Annotated in this window: 14 protein-coding genes, 1 pseudogene and 1 CRISPR repeat array; of the genes and pseudogenes, 9 read left to right on the forward strand and 6 right to left on the reverse strand. The window is 51.8% G+C overall.

Features of this window, described 5'->3' with window-relative positions:
- Positions 1 to 118: 118 nt before the first annotated feature.
- The 8 genes and pseudogenes from EPA93_RS07830 to EPA93_RS07860 all read left to right on the forward strand — a co-directional run bounded on the left by EPA93_RS07830 (position 119) and on the right by EPA93_RS07860 (position 8565).
- Positions 119 to 931 carry a serine protein kinase RIO gene (locus EPA93_RS07830; protein ID WP_129886519.1) on the forward strand — a complete coding sequence of 271 codons (813 nt, stop codon included), beginning with the start codon at positions 119 to 121 and terminating at the stop codon, positions 929 to 931.
- A 575-nt stretch (positions 932 to 1506) separates the two neighbouring features.
- Positions 1507 to 2391, forward strand: coding sequence for a PadR family transcriptional regulator (locus EPA93_RS07835; RefSeq protein WP_207229478.1), 885 nt, complete (start codon positions 1507 to 1509; stop codon positions 2389 to 2391).
- Positions 2392 to 2654: 263 nt separating this feature from the next.
- On the forward strand, positions 2655 to 2879 hold the full coding sequence (locus EPA93_RS07840) for a hypothetical protein (protein WP_129886520.1): 225 nt from the start codon (positions 2655 to 2657) through the stop codon (positions 2877 to 2879).
- Positions 2880 to 3159: 280 nt separating this feature from the next.
- On the forward strand, positions 3160 to 4221 hold the full coding sequence (locus EPA93_RS07845; protein WP_129886521.1) for a diacylglycerol/lipid kinase family protein: 1062 nt from the start codon (positions 3160 to 3162) through the stop codon (positions 4219 to 4221).
- A gap of 379 nt (positions 4222 to 4600) precedes the next feature.
- Positions 4601 to 5668: direct repeats of the CRISPR family, unit length 37 nt; unit sequence GTAGCAGGGAGGAAGGACCGTTAGAGGTTACTGTAAG.
- A gap of 104 nt (positions 5669 to 5772) precedes the next feature.
- A complete protein-coding gene (locus EPA93_RS07850) occupies positions 5773 to 6075 on the forward strand; it encodes a transposase (RefSeq protein ID WP_129886522.1) in 303 nt (100 codons plus the stop codon).
- A complete protein-coding gene (locus EPA93_RS07855) occupies positions 6048 to 6788 on the forward strand; it encodes an IS3 family transposase (protein ID WP_129886523.1) in 741 nt (246 codons plus the stop codon). Before EPA93_RS07850 ends, EPA93_RS07855 begins: the two co-directional genes overlap by 28 nt.
- Before the next feature lie 15 nt (positions 6789 to 6803).
- Positions 6804 to 6926: pseudogene (locus EPA93_RS50860) on the forward strand (hypothetical protein); the annotation flags it as partial.
- A gap of 1213 nt (positions 6927 to 8139) precedes the next feature.
- The gene (locus EPA93_RS07860) at positions 8140 to 8565 is read left to right on the forward strand and encodes a winged helix-turn-helix transcriptional regulator (protein WP_129886524.1); all 426 of its coding nucleotides are present in this window, start codon (positions 8140 to 8142) and stop codon (positions 8563 to 8565) included.
- A gap of 491 nt (positions 8566 to 9056) precedes the next feature.
- On the opposite strand, the gene EPA93_RS07870 is transcribed toward EPA93_RS07860, so the two are convergent.
- Positions 9057 to 9932 carry an LLM class flavin-dependent oxidoreductase gene (locus EPA93_RS07870; protein ID WP_129886525.1) on the reverse strand — a complete coding sequence of 292 codons (876 nt, stop codon included), beginning with the start codon at positions 9930 to 9932 and terminating at the stop codon, positions 9057 to 9059.
- Between the two features lie 133 nt (positions 9933 to 10065).
- A complete protein-coding gene (locus EPA93_RS07875) occupies positions 10066 to 10503 on the reverse strand; it encodes a MarR family winged helix-turn-helix transcriptional regulator (RefSeq protein ID WP_165422949.1) in 438 nt (145 codons plus the stop codon).
- 355 nt (positions 10504 to 10858) lie between these two features.
- Between EPA93_RS07875 and EPA93_RS07880 the strand changes: the two genes are divergently transcribed.
- Complete coding sequence (locus tag EPA93_RS07880; RefSeq protein ID WP_129886527.1) at positions 10859 to 11089, forward strand: hypothetical protein; 231 nt, start codon at positions 10859 to 10861, stop codon at positions 11087 to 11089.
- A gap of 60 nt (positions 11090 to 11149) precedes the next feature.
- On the opposite strand, the gene EPA93_RS07885 is transcribed toward EPA93_RS07880, so the two are convergent.
- From EPA93_RS07885 to EPA93_RS07895, 4 genes are all read right to left on the reverse strand, one after another.
- The gene (locus tag EPA93_RS07885) at positions 11150 to 12265 is read right to left on the reverse strand and encodes an epoxide hydrolase family protein (protein ID WP_129886528.1); all 1116 of its coding nucleotides are present in this window, start codon (positions 12263 to 12265) and stop codon (positions 11150 to 11152) included.
- Entirely contained in the window at positions 12262 to 12429 is a 168-nt protein-coding gene (locus EPA93_RS48250) for a hypothetical protein (protein ID WP_165422950.1), read from the reverse strand. Before EPA93_RS48250 ends, EPA93_RS07885 begins: the two co-directional genes overlap by 4 nt.
- Positions 12430 to 13032: 603 nt before the next feature.
- Positions 13033 to 14136: a sensor histidine kinase gene (locus tag EPA93_RS07890; RefSeq protein ID WP_129886529.1), complete on the reverse strand. Its 1104-nt coding sequence runs from the start codon at positions 14134 to 14136 to the stop codon at positions 13033 to 13035.
- Positions 14133 to 14822, reverse strand: coding sequence for a response regulator transcription factor (locus EPA93_RS07895; RefSeq protein WP_129886530.1), 690 nt, complete (start codon positions 14820 to 14822; stop codon positions 14133 to 14135). Before EPA93_RS07895 ends, EPA93_RS07890 begins: the two co-directional genes overlap by 4 nt.
- Positions 14823 to 14911 lie beyond the last annotated feature (89 nt).

A 14911-nucleotide genomic window follows, 5' to 3' on the forward strand; every position in this document is an offset into this window, starting at 1 on the left:
TGGTTTTTTTGTAGCCTCCACACGGGGCTATATAGAAAGGAAGAGTGCTATATGCGCATCTCTGTAAATTTTGCACTTACACGGTTTCTAAAGAGATTAATATACTTGAGGAGTAAAAATGTCGAAAAGACAAAAATATACAAGATCGATAGAAGAGCAGGAAGAGCTTGCAGCTCTAGAGGAACTTACATTACAGCAGGATAGTGATCCTATTGCCGCTGAACTTGATCCTTTCATCGCCGATGGCCTGATTACCGAGGTGCTCTACCGGGTGAAAAGTGGAAAAGAAGCAACCGTCTACTGTTGTCGTGCCCATCCTCGGACCGGCGTAAACTATCTGGCAGCGAAAATATATAGTTCACGCAACCGGCGCAATTTTAAGAACGATAGCATATATCGGGAAGGGCGCGTGGTTCTGGATAGCCATTTGCGGCGCGCTATTAAAAAGAAGTCGGCGGTCGGACGACAGGCCGAATTTGGCATGTGGATTCATCACGAATTTGAGACGCTTAATGTCCTGCACAAAGCTGGCTCTCTCGTTCCACGCCCATATGCTAGCAGCAGTAGTGTGATCATCATGGAGTATGTTGGTGATGAGCAACAGGCTGCACCAGGGCTGTATAGTGCCGAGCTTAAGCCTGGCGAGGCGGCGCGCATCTTTGATCAGCTGATTGCTAACATTCAGCTCTGGTTGGGCTATAACTATGTGCATGGCGATCTCTCATCCTACAATATCCTCTATTGGCAGGGTCAGATCAAGATCATTGACTTCCCGCAAGCCGTCGATCCACGCTTCAACGGGCATGCTTATAACTTGTTGCTGCGTGACATTGAGAATGTCTGCAAGTACGCGGCCCGGTACGGCCTGGAACGCGATGCACAAGCTATAGCCGGGCGCATGTGGGAAAAATTTGTGCGCGCCAGACTCTAATATAGCTGGTAAATCGACTGAATGAGGAGGACATTGATAAAAAGGCCAGATGATTTTAGCATATTTGCAGCCTTTTGCCCCTGTTGAGCAGGAAATCAATGTCCTCTGTGGATAGGGCGCAGCCAGGTGATAAGGTTGTTCCGCATAACAAGGGATATACCCTTGTTCATGCCAGGATCAATTCGATTCTCCTGCCTGGAACATACAAAACCAATGATACGCACCTGCTGAAGCCAGATCCCATAGGGCGCAAGCTAATAACATTAAGAAGTTTAATTCGCTGCCAGATCTGTCTCGAAGAGCCCCTGGCGCTGTTATTGCTGTGAAACACACTTATCGTATAGCCTCGTTTTCCCGGGTGAGCAAGAAATTAGTTAGAGTTCTAAATTATTTCGCATATACGCCCAAAATGTAGGAATATCAAGGGATGTAAGAAACGATAGTATCTATTTTCCCCAATTTTGAAATTCGTGCCTTTTACCTCTTGACAGTTTTCGATATATCGGTTACTATTAGAGCAAGTTCGATATAGATATATCGAATTGTGGTGTTAGAAGAAAGGAGAAATACACCCTATGTTTCCTAGATTTGCATTTCAAGCTCACGGCGGCGAATGGACAGAGCGTCATGAGCATCACCATGGTCGACATGGACATCATCACGAATTCCATGAGCACCATCATCATCATGGTCCCCGCGAAGATTGGGGACGTATGTCGCGCTTCTTTGCTATGCGAGGTAAACGTGGCTTTGGTCCACAAGGTCCATTTGGCCCACAAGATCAGGGCGATTTGTTTGGCCCTGGAGGCCCATTCGGTCCAGAGGTTCCTCATGGCCCACGTGGTCCATTTGGCCCAAGAGGTCCACATGGTCACCATCAGCGCGGACAAGGACCCTTTGAAGGGCGGCATTTCTTCGGGCGTGGCGACGTCAAATATGCCTTGCTGGCTTTGATGCAGGAACGCCCGATGCACGGCTATGAAATGATGAAGGCTCTGGAGGAGCGATCCAACGGTTTGTATGTACCAAGTGCGGGAACCATTTATCCTACACTGCAGATGTTAGAGGATCGTGGCCTAATTTCTGTACAGGAAGTGGAAGGCAAGAAAGTATACAGCATCACTGATGATGGGCGTAAGGCCCTGGCCGACCGCCAGCAGGAAGAGGATCAGTTTGCTCATCCCTTCTGGGGTCGCTTTGGACCTCATGCGCATCGTTGGGACTCTCCTGAGATTCATGCCCTGCGCAGCGAGGCTGCCGGTGTTGCTCAGCTTTTTGTCGCGGCAGCTCGCCAGGTGTTCTTTGATGAGAGCAAGGCCCAGCGCTTGCGGGCTATTCTTGAGCGCACACGCAAGGACCTCTCGGATCTGATTTACGATACCGGTGCCAAGCCTCAGGAGCCGAACGCGGCCTCTCCCGAAGCCGGCAATCAGGGCGAGGAAAAGCCCGAAACTCGCTAAGCGTGGTGGCATGACGGGCAGATTGCCCAGGCTATTAAGTACATCTTCACTTCTTTTTTGAGCCTGGTGCTCAGAGAAGCTGCTACATGCAAGGCAGAGCTATTCACGCGACGATTCGGACCAGCTCTATGCACACAGATAAAGGAGCTGGGCAGAAGGGAATATTCCTGGCCCGGATCGCGAGCCGCCACGCTTTGCATGTGCTATTTCTGCAATCCTGACCATTGTATAGATCGGCTAGATGCTAGAAAGGATGCTGGCTTATGCAGTCCCAACCTGTTTCCCGCTTGCTCTCTCGTACCGAATTATCGAACGTAAGCCCTTCGGTGACGCTCCAATCCCAGGACCAGCCTGCCCTACTTGCTGAGCAACAAGCCAGCCATTCTGAATGCTTACTGGAGGATAGCCCCGATCAGCAGCTAGAATCTACAGGCCGCGCCTTTGAGCGACTCTTTACGCGCCTATTCTGCCGTGGCTTGCTATTTTAAAACCTGGGAGGATCTATCCCAGGAAGATAAAAAAGCTGGCACGCCTCTCTTTGCTCATCTACAATAGATAAAGGCCGGAGCGCCCGCCCTTGAGAAAGATGGTGAATAAGAGATATTATAGAGGAGAGCTGTACAAATGGGATCTCAGCCTCACCTCAGCTTTCTCACAGCGGGATCTTATATGATGGGTGTATACTTGCAGCAATATGGAATGGAAGAGAATATACCCTTAATAAAGATAAAGATGACATAGAGAGCAAGTAAAAAGAGCGTGCTGTATATGAAAAAAGCCCTCCTCATTCATAGCCCGGGCTCGGGCAAGTCGGCCTTGCTATCCCAAACTATTGAAGGTTTACAGGCAGCAGGTATTGAGGTCGTTGAGCACATTCCGATTAGCGCTCTTGGCGATGGGGCTGCAGGTCGGTGGGCGGAGCAAGAACTTGATTTTGTGGTAGCGGCGGGAGGCGATGGGCTGATCGGTGGATTACTCTCGCATGTGATAGGCTGCAAACTACCTCTGGGCATTATCCCCCTGGGAACCGCTAATGATGTGGCGCGCTCGGTTGGCATCCCGCTTGAGATCCAGGCCGCTGCGGAGGCTATGGCCTCAAGCGTAGTACGTGAAATTGATATTGGCGCGGCTCATCCAGGACTGGATGAAGCTGAACCGGCGCAAGGCGACGAGAAATCCCGTAAGCGCGCGTCTCTCCTTTTTGCTCATGCCCTCACCGTAGGCATCAATGCGCAGTTTGCGCGCCAAGCTACCAGTAGCTCTGTGCGCGAACAATATGGCGCCCTCACCTATCCCTTTGCGCTCAAAGAGGCTGTGCGCACCTACGCACCCATCGATGTAGAGCTACGTTTCCATGGCCTGGTTGAATGGTCTGCCGATGGCTCGTGCGTAACCATGACAGAAGAAGAGCTGAGCCTGAGTTGTCGGGCGGCGCAAGCAACAGTCGTCAATGCGCCTATTTTCTGGGGACCCTTACAGGCGACGGTGCCGGGAGTCAGTTTACGCGATCGCGTGCTCGATATCGTGGTGGTTGAGGATGCCAGTCTCCAAGATCTGATGCTGCGGCTGGCACGCTTTTTTAATCGGCAGGAGCAGCGCCCGGCACTTCCCGCCGACTGGCATGCGCGTTATCCTGAATTGCTGGCGGCCCAGCGTACCGATATTCCCGGCATTCATCATGTCCAGGCGCGCGGCGTGACTATCGCTACTCGGGGCAAATGTCAGGATGTAACCCTTGATGGCGAGATTGCCTGTCAAACGCCGGTCTATGCCCGCGTTGCCGCTGAGCGCTTGCGCCTGCTCGTTCCAGATCCGCAGGCAGTTGTCTAAGAAGCCCAACGAAACTCCTTAGAGCTTTGCCGTTCTCGATAAGCAGGATGGTGAAGAATAATGACCCATGGACATGATTTTTGGTTTCTTATGGCTCGCGTTCGCAAACCTCTCCATGGGGATGGAAAAACAGGCTACAGGCGAGCCTGCTTGGCTCGGTTATGTGCCTGTAGATCTACGTGTTCCGTTCTATTTCCTGTTATACCTGCTCGCAAATCTCCCCCCTTTTTGCCACAAAAAACGGTTTGCGAAAATGTGGCTATCTGTTATACTTGAGGGAAGAGAAAAGGGGCGAATTGAGGCGCTCAGAGGCTAAAATAGTCGCCTTGCGCGCCAAAAATGGGAAAATACATAGCCTCACCTTTTCTAACGAGGAGCGGTAGCAGGGAGGAAGAGCCGTTAGAGGTTACTGTAAAATAGGCTTGTTCACAAAGCAGCAACGCACGGAGGTAAGTAGCAGGGAGGAAGAACCGTTCGAGGGTACTGTAAGCGTTAATGGGGATCTCTGGGATCTGTTTTTCAACCCGGTAGCAGGGAGGAAGGACCGTTAGAGGTTACTGTAAGGATAATGTGAGCGCTATTGTCGTGCAGACGTATACTGCGTAGCAGGGAGGAAGGACCGTTAGAGGTTACTGTAAGCTCCGATAGCAGGGAGTGGTCAAGGACGAGTAGCGACGTAGCAGGGAGGAAGGACCGTTAGAGGTTACTGTAAGAGCCAGGAGAATGCTATGGCAATCAAGCATACAAAGGTAGCAGGGAGGAAGGACCGTTAGAGGTTACTGTAAGCTCCTGGTCATTGCCGAAGGCATCTCTCTTCGTGAGTAGCAGGGAGGAAGGACCGTTAGAGGTTACTGTAAGTTCTGCCTGTTAATCGTAAGACTACTGAAACATCATAGTAGCAGGGAGGAAGGACCGTTAGAGGTTACTGTAAGTGCTACGCATCGCTTACCGTATCATCTCAAGCAGCAGCGTAGCAGGGAGGAAGGACCGTTAGAGGTTACTGTAGGACAAAGAGGCTGATGCGAGAGCTTACAGGATAGGGTGTCTAGCAGAGAGGAAGAGCCGTTAGCGGTTACTGTAAGCCACTTTGTTGACCACCCGAATAGCCCACTAATTGAGTAGCAGGGAGGAAGGACCGTTAGAGGTTACTGTAAGGCCAATAGCGAATCACATATCGGTAGCATTGTTCCCGCTGGTAGCAGAGAGGAAGAGCCGTTAGAGGGTACTGTAAGTTGGCTTCTTCAAAGAGACGCGGCTGCTCTTCTAGTAGCAGAGAGGAAGAGCCGTTAGAGGGTACTGTAAGTCCTTATCCACAGCATCTTTTGGAAGATTGTAGCAGGGAGGAAGGACCGTTAGAGGTTACTGTAAGCCTTCAATAATGGGTACGCGTGTCTCTCTTTTAGAGGTCTTGTAGCAGGGAGGAAGGACCGTTAGAGGTTACTGTAAGCTCATAACCGGCGTGTAGAGCTGGAGTGAACCCCTGGGACCGGACAGTGATCGAAGTCAACTTCTCCGAAACATGGTACACTGGAACCTGACAAGGAGAAGAAGATGCAGAAACGCGTACACAGTCGCGAATTCAAGTTGGATGTCGTGCGTCAAGTAGCGACAGGGCAAAAACGCCCTGCTCAAGCATGCCGTGAATATGGCCTTGCAGAGAGTGTGCTCTCACGCTGGAGAAAAGAGTATCAGGAGCGAGGAGAAGCAGCATTTCTCCCATCACCAGCAGAAGAGTCAACGAAGCAGGAGCAGCGGATTGCCGAGCTGGAACAGTTCTGTGGACAATTGGCGCTGGAAAACCAGATTCTTAAAAAAACGTTACAGCGGTGGGAGTCGCGGATCGCCACGCAATGATTACACAGGCCCATCAGGAGCATCCTGAGCTATCGATTGCGCGGCTGTGTGACCTGCTGGACGTCAGCCGGAGCTGGTACTATGGGCGTGACAACCAGGTTGCTTCCGAGGAGATCGCCTTACGTGACGAAATTGAGCGGATCATCCTGGAGTTTGCTGGATACGGCTACCGACGCGTGACACGTGAGCTGGCCCGTCGAGGGTGGCGAGTCAACCATAAACGGGTATTACGGATCATGCGCGAAGAATCCTTGCTGTGCCAGATCAAAAAGCGCTTTGTGGTGGTGACCACGGACTCGCGCCACGGCTTTCCCGTCTATCCCAATCTGCTCGCTGAAAAGACGCTGTCCGCGCCTGATCAAGCCTGGGTGGCCGACTTCACGTACATTCGCTTGAGGAGCGCCTTCGTGTACCTGGCGTGTATTCTGGATGCATTTTCCCGTCGTTGTGTCGGCTGGCATCTCTCACGCGAAATGAACGCCCAAATGACCGGGCGAGCGTTGCAACAAGCCATTGGAGAGCGCCGCCCGCAGCCGGGATTGATCCATCATTCTGATCGTGGCGTGCAGTATGCGAGCCATGAATACATTGAGCAACTTCTGGCTGTGAAAGCGCACATCAGTATGTCAGCCATGGGAAACCCTTATGACAATGCGAAGGCAGAAAGCTTTTTCAAGACGCTCAAGCAAGAGGAGGTCTATTTAAAAGAATAGAATTCATTTGCTGATGTAGAGCAAAATTTGACAACTTTCATTGAAAAGGTGTATAATGAGAAGAGACTTCACTCTAGCCTGGGATACCTGCCTCCTGCTGAGTTTGAAGCCACCTACCTCTCCGTCGCCGAAAGTTGACTTTCCTCTGTGTCCGGTAAAATGGGTTCACTCCAAGCCGTTTCCGTTGTGGGGTAGCAGAGAGGAAGAGGCGTTCGAGGAGACTGTAAGATACGTTCAAACTCCGTTGACATGACACGTTTGGTGTAGCAGAGAGGAAGGACCGTTCGAGGATACTGTAAGCTGCACGTAGTACGGGTAACGATCTTGGCTCCAAGGTAGCAGGGAGGAAGAGGCGTTCGAGATTACTGTAAGTCCTTATCCACATGCGATTTGAGATGCTCGCATGTCATGTAGCAGGGAGGAAGAGCCGTAGGAGGATACTGTAAGGGCTATTAGGGTAGAGATGGAATGCTGTGAAAAAAGGTAGCAGGAAAAAGGACCGTTCGAGGATACTGTAAGTGCTTGGCTGCAGCACCCGTCCGCAAAGAAGGCAAGTAGCAGGGAGTGCAAGCCGTTCGAGGATACTGTAAGATCTATGAGCTCCTTGCCTATCTGCTGGAGCTGGTGATGTAGCAGGGAGGAAGAGCCGTAAGAGGATACTGTAAGAGTGTGTTGGCAATCGTTTGCCAGGTGCAGCCCGCCCGGTAGCAGGGAGGAAGGACCGTTCGAGGAGACTGTAAGGAAACCGAAGAGAAAGCCTTGGCTCGGGCGATGCTCTTGTAGCCGAGAGGAAGAACCGTTAGAGGAGACTGTAAGATAATGTCTAGCATGTTTTGCTGAATATCAGGCAATTCAGTAGCCGAGAGGAAGAACCGTTAGAGGAGACTGTAAGTTCTCGCACCAGGACCTACGAGAGAGCCGTATTGTGTAGCAGGGAGGAAGGACCGTTAGAGGAGACTGTAAGTCGTCTATCAAAACCAGTACAATCTATGGTCTCTGGTTGCAGAGAGGAAGGACCGTTAGAGGTTACTGTAAGAACAAGAAGCGCTTCCTGGATCAAGGGATCAGATGCCAGTTGCAGGGAGGAAGGACCGTTAGAGGTTACTGTAAGAGCGCCTCTTTGGCGACGGCGTAGAATGACCTCCACAGGTGGGAGGGAGGACGAGCCGTAAGAGGTTACTATAAATCGTTGGGGCTTAGAGGCAGGGAGCGGAACCGATTGACGAGGCGTTTTTATTTGTTATCTACCAATAGACAAAAATATCATTAGAAAAAGATATCACCCTTAACATTTTGAGAAGTCGATAGAAGTAGCCAGCAGGCCCGATTAAAAAAGCCAAAAAGAGATCTTATGGAAACTAAGCAAGAAATCGTACCACCACGTATAAGCATCGCCGACGTCCATTGTCCCGTTCGCCAGGCCCTTGATCTGATTACAGATAAATGGACCCCACTCGTTATCTATTTGCTGCGTCCCGGTCCCCTGCGCTACACACAGCTCAAGCGCCAGATCGGTGGGATTACCCAGAAAATGCTCACCCAGACCCTGCGCAAACTGGAGCACGAAGGGCTGGCCACGCGCACCGTCTACCCAACCTCTCCGCCGACTGTTGAGTATGCCCTGACACCCCTTGGTGAGAGCTTGAGCCAGCCTATAGAAGAGCTCTTCCGCTGGGCTTGGACCCGCGGCATAGAGATGCGCACGGTACGCGAGCAAAGAGCTCAAGCCGAGGAGCCTACAAGCGCGCAGGAGCCGCAAGTCCCGGTTAGCAAGTAACATGGAATAAACCTCCAATCGTCCCCTGGTTTTCGTTCCAGCTCTGGATAGCGGCGGGCGTATTTTGCAGCTCAACTTGACGTTGCTTATGGCGAAAGTAGTCAGCAGCTTCGGCAGAGAGCCTTACATTATTGTATTGCCCCGAACCAATGATGAGGCGCCCATAGCTTGCTCGTAGATATGTTTAGCCTCGGCCAACGATATGATATGCAATGGGCCATATACCTCTTTAGAGAGCCTCTTCTTTCGCTTTTCTTGATTTGCTCTTTCCTCAACTTCTGTAATATGTCATCGCGAAGAGTAATTTGGTCTTCAATGATCCTCTCGGTGTCTTCTGCTTTGGAAAAACGCTCTTGGGCCACGGCGGCTTGTCTTTGCCAAACTCTCATCCTGGCGACTTTCTCAGCAAAAGCCGCCAGGATGCATTCCTGGGCCTTCCAGGAGAAGCAAATGAAGTTGATCCAGAGGAGAGTGAGAAGACCAAACCCGTTTCAAGCTGATTTCTGTTCATTGCTCTGCTTGAGCGGCTTGATGATTTCATCAAGCAGGCGTGGGATGACCTCTTCCTGCTGGTAGAGTTCAACGATACTCAAGACAAGATGGGTTGCCCCGGCCTCGATCCAGCTCTGTGCCGTCTCACGTGCTTGACGAAAATCCGTATCAGCCGGATTGAGCCGAAAGGCGGCTAAGCGTTCAAGCATGCTGGGATCACGCCCGATAGCTTCACAGAGTTGCGTCAGACGAGCATTTTTCTCGCGAAAATCCTCGATGGTTGGAGACATGGCGCTCCACACATTCGCATGTTTGGCAACGACCCGAAGCATCTGGTCGCCTGCTGCGGCGATAATGATCGGGGGAAACGGCCTTTGCAGGGGCTTCGGTTCGCTATGGGCCTCGTGTAATTGATAATAGTGACCCTCAAAGGTCGGGGTCGTTTCCGTCCAAAGCTGCCGGATGACCTGGCAGGCTTCATCGAGCCGTTTCACCCGTTCGGCTGCTCCAGGATAAGCCAGGCCATAGCCCTGATGTTCTTGCGCCGCGGCTCCAATGCCAAAATTAAGCCGCCCTCCTGAGATATGGTCCACAGTGACGGCTTGCCGAGCGAGAATCGCGGGATGACGATACGTATTGCCGGTGACCAAATGTCCCAGACGCACGCGCTCTGTCCGTGTGGCAAGTGCTGCGAGCAAGGTCCAGCCTTCAAAACAGGGACCATCTGTAGGCTCGCGTAAAGGCATAAAGTGGTCGAAGAGCCACATATGGTCAATCAAAGGTTCACGGTCTGCCTCTAGCCAGATCTCAAGGAGTCGTTGGTAGCTGATATGCTGTTGCGGAGTATGAATGCCAAAGTGTAATTGGTTGCTCATTGTGCTCTCTTTCTCTTCTTCCGAGCGGCTAACCGTTTACTGGAGAAAAGCGGTCAGGCATTCCATAAAGACATTAACCGGTTAATGAAATGGGCAAAAACAGACCGACTCCAAGGTTCTTTGCTTTCGCGCGTCAAGGTGCCGAAGGGATATCCTCAAGATTCTGAAGCATGTGTTTGAGCAGACGCATCAAAAAGGCCCTTTCGACCTCAGAGAGACCAGCGAGCATCTGCTCCTCAACGTGGCTTATGACCTGAGGGATGACCGGCTCAAGCGCCTTTCCTTTCGTCGTCAGTTTCACAATGACCAATCGAGCGTCAGTGGGATGGGGATGTTTCTCCACCAATCCCTGGCGGCTCATCCGTCGAACGGTTCGGGTGATCGAAGGGGCTTCAACAGCAAGCCGTTCGGCTATTTCTCCCACCGTAAGGCCCTCGGGTGTCTCCCAGAGCAATTCGAGGAGGTAATGCTGACCAGCGTGAACGCCATAGCGTTGAAGCTGTTGCCCACAAGCCTCCTTGGCTATCCTGGAAAGATACGCAAACATCTGTAGAAACGATTCTGTCTTCATCCTCATTCTTCGTCCTCCAGTATTTTTTATTAACCGGTTAATAAGATTAGGCCATATCTTCCCTGGTGTTGTCAACTCTGTTTCAAGAGACAGGAGCTCAGTTTTGGCGGACTGGAACAAGCTCAACAGATTCTGAGGGTCAAGCTTCCTGGTAGCCAGGGGGTAATGGCTCGATGCTGGGGTTCCATATGCTATAACGAGAATCTAGCTTCTTTGCCAAAGAATCCTCTGTGACTATTTGAGGTAGTTGAAGCAGTGACGATAGGCACTGCAGGCCAACTTGTCACAGCGTATTCGCTTATCTATCTTTCTTCTTGGAACACTGGTACTTCTGTTTCTCTGGGGAGCGGCAGTCTTGACAGCTTGGCCCGCCTTGCAAAATCGCTGGCACGATCGTTTACCACACCTGGCTAGCCAGGTGCTCACGCTCAACGGCTCTATTGACATTCTGGGAGGCGCGGCTGGAGCGGGAGTGGGTGGGCGCATTGTCAGTACTTCCCGGTCCAGACCCTGGTGCGGGCAGGAGGTGCGTTCGCGCTTGCGGCCCTTCTGTTTTTCTTACTCAGCAAAAGGTGTGATCAAATGAAAACGAGGTCCTCTTGGCTAATTGAGGGGAATGCAACCCTCTCAATCATGGTTGAGCACCTCATCCTTGACGCACCTGTGCAAAGAAGGCTCGAATGTCGTTGATGAGGAGGTTGGGAGCTGTCTGTGTGGCAAAATGGTTGCCTCGGTCATAGATCCTCCAGAAGACAATGTTCTTGTGGTCGCGCTCGGCAAAGGGCCTGATAGCCGGATAGTCGTTAGCAAACTTCGAGAGACCGAGCGGGATAGTGGTGGGCTCGGTTGGCACATGCTTGGCGTGAGCATTCTCGTAGTAAAAGCGCGCCGAGGAGGCAGCAGTATTCGTCAACCAGTAGATCATCACATTGGTGAGGATGTAGTCGTCACTCTCGTCGTCTCCGTAGATCTGGTAATTCCAGGCCAGCTGTCCCACCGGCGAATCGGCAAGCGCATGAGCCAGGGTCTGAGGCACTGTAGACTGCGCCAAGTTGTAAACTCCCTTATTTTTCTCCCACCATTGAATGGCCTGCCATTGCTGCTTTTCCTCTTCAGAGAGGGCTTCCATCTCAGCTGGATCACCAGAAGCCTCTGAGAAGATCTGAGTCACATGCACACCAACGACATGCTCGGGATCGCAGCGGCCCACCTCCGGGGAGACAATAGATCCCCAATCATTGCCATGCAAGCCATAGCGCTCATAGCCAAGTCGGTGCATTAGCTCAGCCCATGCACGAGCGACACGGTAGCGATCCCAGCCTACAGCATGGGTGGGTCCAGAAAACCCAAAGCCGGGAAGCGAAGGGATGACCAGGTGGAAGGCCTGAGCTGCCTCACCGCCATGGGAGCGGGGATCGGTGAGTGGTCCGATCAGATCGAGGTAGTCTACCACTGACGAGGGCCAGCCGTGGGTCAGAAGCAGTGGCAAAGCGCCCTCTTCTCTAGAGCGAATATGCAGGAAGTAGATGTTTTGTCCATCGATGGTGGTGGTAAACTGCGGATAGGCATTGAGTTTCGCTTCCCAGATCCGCCAGTCGTAGCCCTCTTGCCAGTACTTGACGAGTCGCTTGATGGGAGAGAGAGGCACACCATAATCGGTGCCCACACCAGAGAGTTCATTGGCCCAGCGAACTCGGGCGAGTCTCGCTTTCAGATCATCTAAATCGGCTTGTGGGATCGCAAGAGTAAAGGGGGTGATCATTCTCTAGTTTCTCCTACCTCTCTGTCATCGATGCAATAGGGCTGGTTGATCTCCCAGAGGTTGACTTCGGGAGCATGTTTTGTCACCTCAAGGCCAAGCGTGCATATATTCATGTCTTTGACAAACACCACTGTTGCGGCAATACGATGAAAAATGGTTCCCACCTCTTCTTTCTTGGTCGAGTCAGAACGAGAGTCAGGCACTTCTTTCCCCGTTCAGGACAGAGCGCGCCTGCGCTCGACAAGGGAGAGTGTAGCACAGCAGAAGAGGCAAAACTTCTCCTATCTTGCTCTTTCTGCGTAGGCACCATCTCCACGCGATCTGCCATCATATGGATCGCCCGGGCTTACCTTGTTGCTCGTGCGGAATTGAGATACCCAGGAACTATCGAAAATCAACTTCGCGCCATTTTGGGGCTTTTTGCATATCCCCCCGAAACAGTGCACTCAGCTTTGCTTAGGTCTGTTCTTCGTCGAGCAGCGAGAGGATGGGGTGTTGGGCTAAGGCTTCGACGACCTCCTCCAGGTTGATGGGTTCTGGCACTAATGTCCCCCATGCTCGTGGCCCAGAGCGTTTACCAGATGGATGCTACCTCTTATTTCGTATGCAAGGGTTGCTGTCATTCCACTTTTAGATGCGCAAGAGACGGCAGTGGCGTGAAAATCTGTCTAGTCATTTGGATTCACTTCACTCCTTTCTTCACCCACGAATGTTCAAGGGATAAAATCCAGTATCTAGAACGTAGACCTTTGGCATATCCTCAAGGTCTACGTTCTAGATATTGGTAAAACACCAAGGAACATGGCTCCTCCGCTGGCTCGGTTCGTAACGGAAAGTTCTCCACCATGGGCCTGAAAGATCTGCTGTGCGATGCTCAGACCAAGACCTGCTCCTCCTGTTTGCCGATTGCGCGATGCCTCTCCACGATGCAACGGCTTAAATACATGTGGAAGATCCTGGGGAGCAATGCCAGGCCCCGTATCGGCTACTGTGAGCAGCAAGTGTTCTTCGCTCCAAGTCCAGTTAAACGCAATAGAACCATAGCGCGGAGTATAACGAATCGCGTTATCCAGCAGATTCTCCAAGGCTCGCGTGATCAGCCGCCGATCTACCACCATCGTGTCCAAGCCTGGCGATCCTTCGCACCTTGCCGTCAACGTGAGTGCCGAGCTCTCTGCTATAGGGCGCATGTCTTCCACAACCTTTTGCAACAATTCATCCATATCTACGTGTTCGCGTTGTGGTTGCAATTCCAGCAATTCAAGCCGGGTATAGGTAAAGAGGTCAGTAATCAGGTGCTCAAGATCATTAGCCTTCTCACAACAGACCCGTATGTAATGAGCAATCATTTCAGGCGTATCAGCGACACCTGCTTCGATCCCTTCCAGGTAGCCGCGCAAGGAAAAGAGCGGCGTGCGTAGGTCATGCACTACCGCACTAATGAAGAAACGCCGCTCCTCTTCCAGCTTCTCCTGACGGGCCAGTGCTTCCCGCAATGCTTTCCCCATCGCGTTAAAGGCCGTTATCACTTCGGCCATCTCCATTGTAGAGGAGGATGGCAGCAGAAATGAGAGATTTCCTTGCCCAATCTGTCTGCTTGCCTTCCCTATCGCATCCAGGGGCATCAGGATGGATCGATGGAGAAAGCGTGCTGTCATCGCCACAAGCAGCGCTTGCATGACAAGCAGGATGACCAGAATCAATGCCGCCACAAGCCACAATCGGGGAACAAGTGGAAGTGGCTGCCCGCCTGTATTGCCAGATCCCGCCGCCACAAACGTGATAATGATCATTCCTACCGCAATGAACATCAGCACGGCATACAGTAACCAGACTCTGGCGAACCACCTTCGCATGGGACGCCTCTTCACTGGCTCACTCCTTCAAAGCGATAGCCTACACCGCGCACAGTGATAATGTAACGCGGATCGGCTGGATTCTCCTCAATCTTTTCCCGGATACGCCGAATATGGACGGTAACAGTCTGCCGATCACCAATCTCACCCCAGAAACGCTCAAAGAGTTGCTCACGCGTGAACACCTGGCGAGGGTGCTCTGCCAACAGACACAGCAGCGCAAACTCTCTTGTCGTAAAGGGTACAGGACATCCATCTCTCAAAACTTCGTGCGCCACTGGATCAATCATCAGACGGCCAAAGTTGTAGACTCTGCTCGACGGCTTTTCCCTCTGGCAGCGCCGAAGGACAGCCTTTACGCGCGCAACAATCTCGCTGGGCGAAGCCGATTTTGCGATATAGTCGTCTCCTTGCAGGCCAAAGCCGCGCAATCTCTCCCTATCGCTGTCATACGCACTGAGGAAGAGAATTGGCAGGTCGCTGGTTTCGCGAAGCTGGCGACAGAGGTCAAAGCCAGAGCGTCCAGGCATCATTACATCGAGGATCATGCAGTCCACTGGTGTCTCTTGCACAATATTGAGTGCTTTGTTTGCATCTGACGCGACCAGGACATGAAAACCCTCTGCTTTAAAGAAGTCTCTGAGCAGATAGGCAATGGCGCTATCGTCATCCACAATGAGAATCGTTGTCGGCTGGTTCATCTTACTCTCTATGCTCCTTCCATCTCCTTCATTATGCTCCATTTTCGCTTAAGTCGCTAGAAGCACAGCGTATGGGTTGCAAATGTTGA

The organism is Ktedonosporobacter rubrisoli (assembly GCF_004208415.1).
In the GTDB taxonomy this organism is placed as follows: Bacteria; Chloroflexota; Ktedonobacteria; order Ktedonobacterales; family Ktedonobacteraceae; genus Ktedonosporobacter; species Ktedonosporobacter rubrisoli.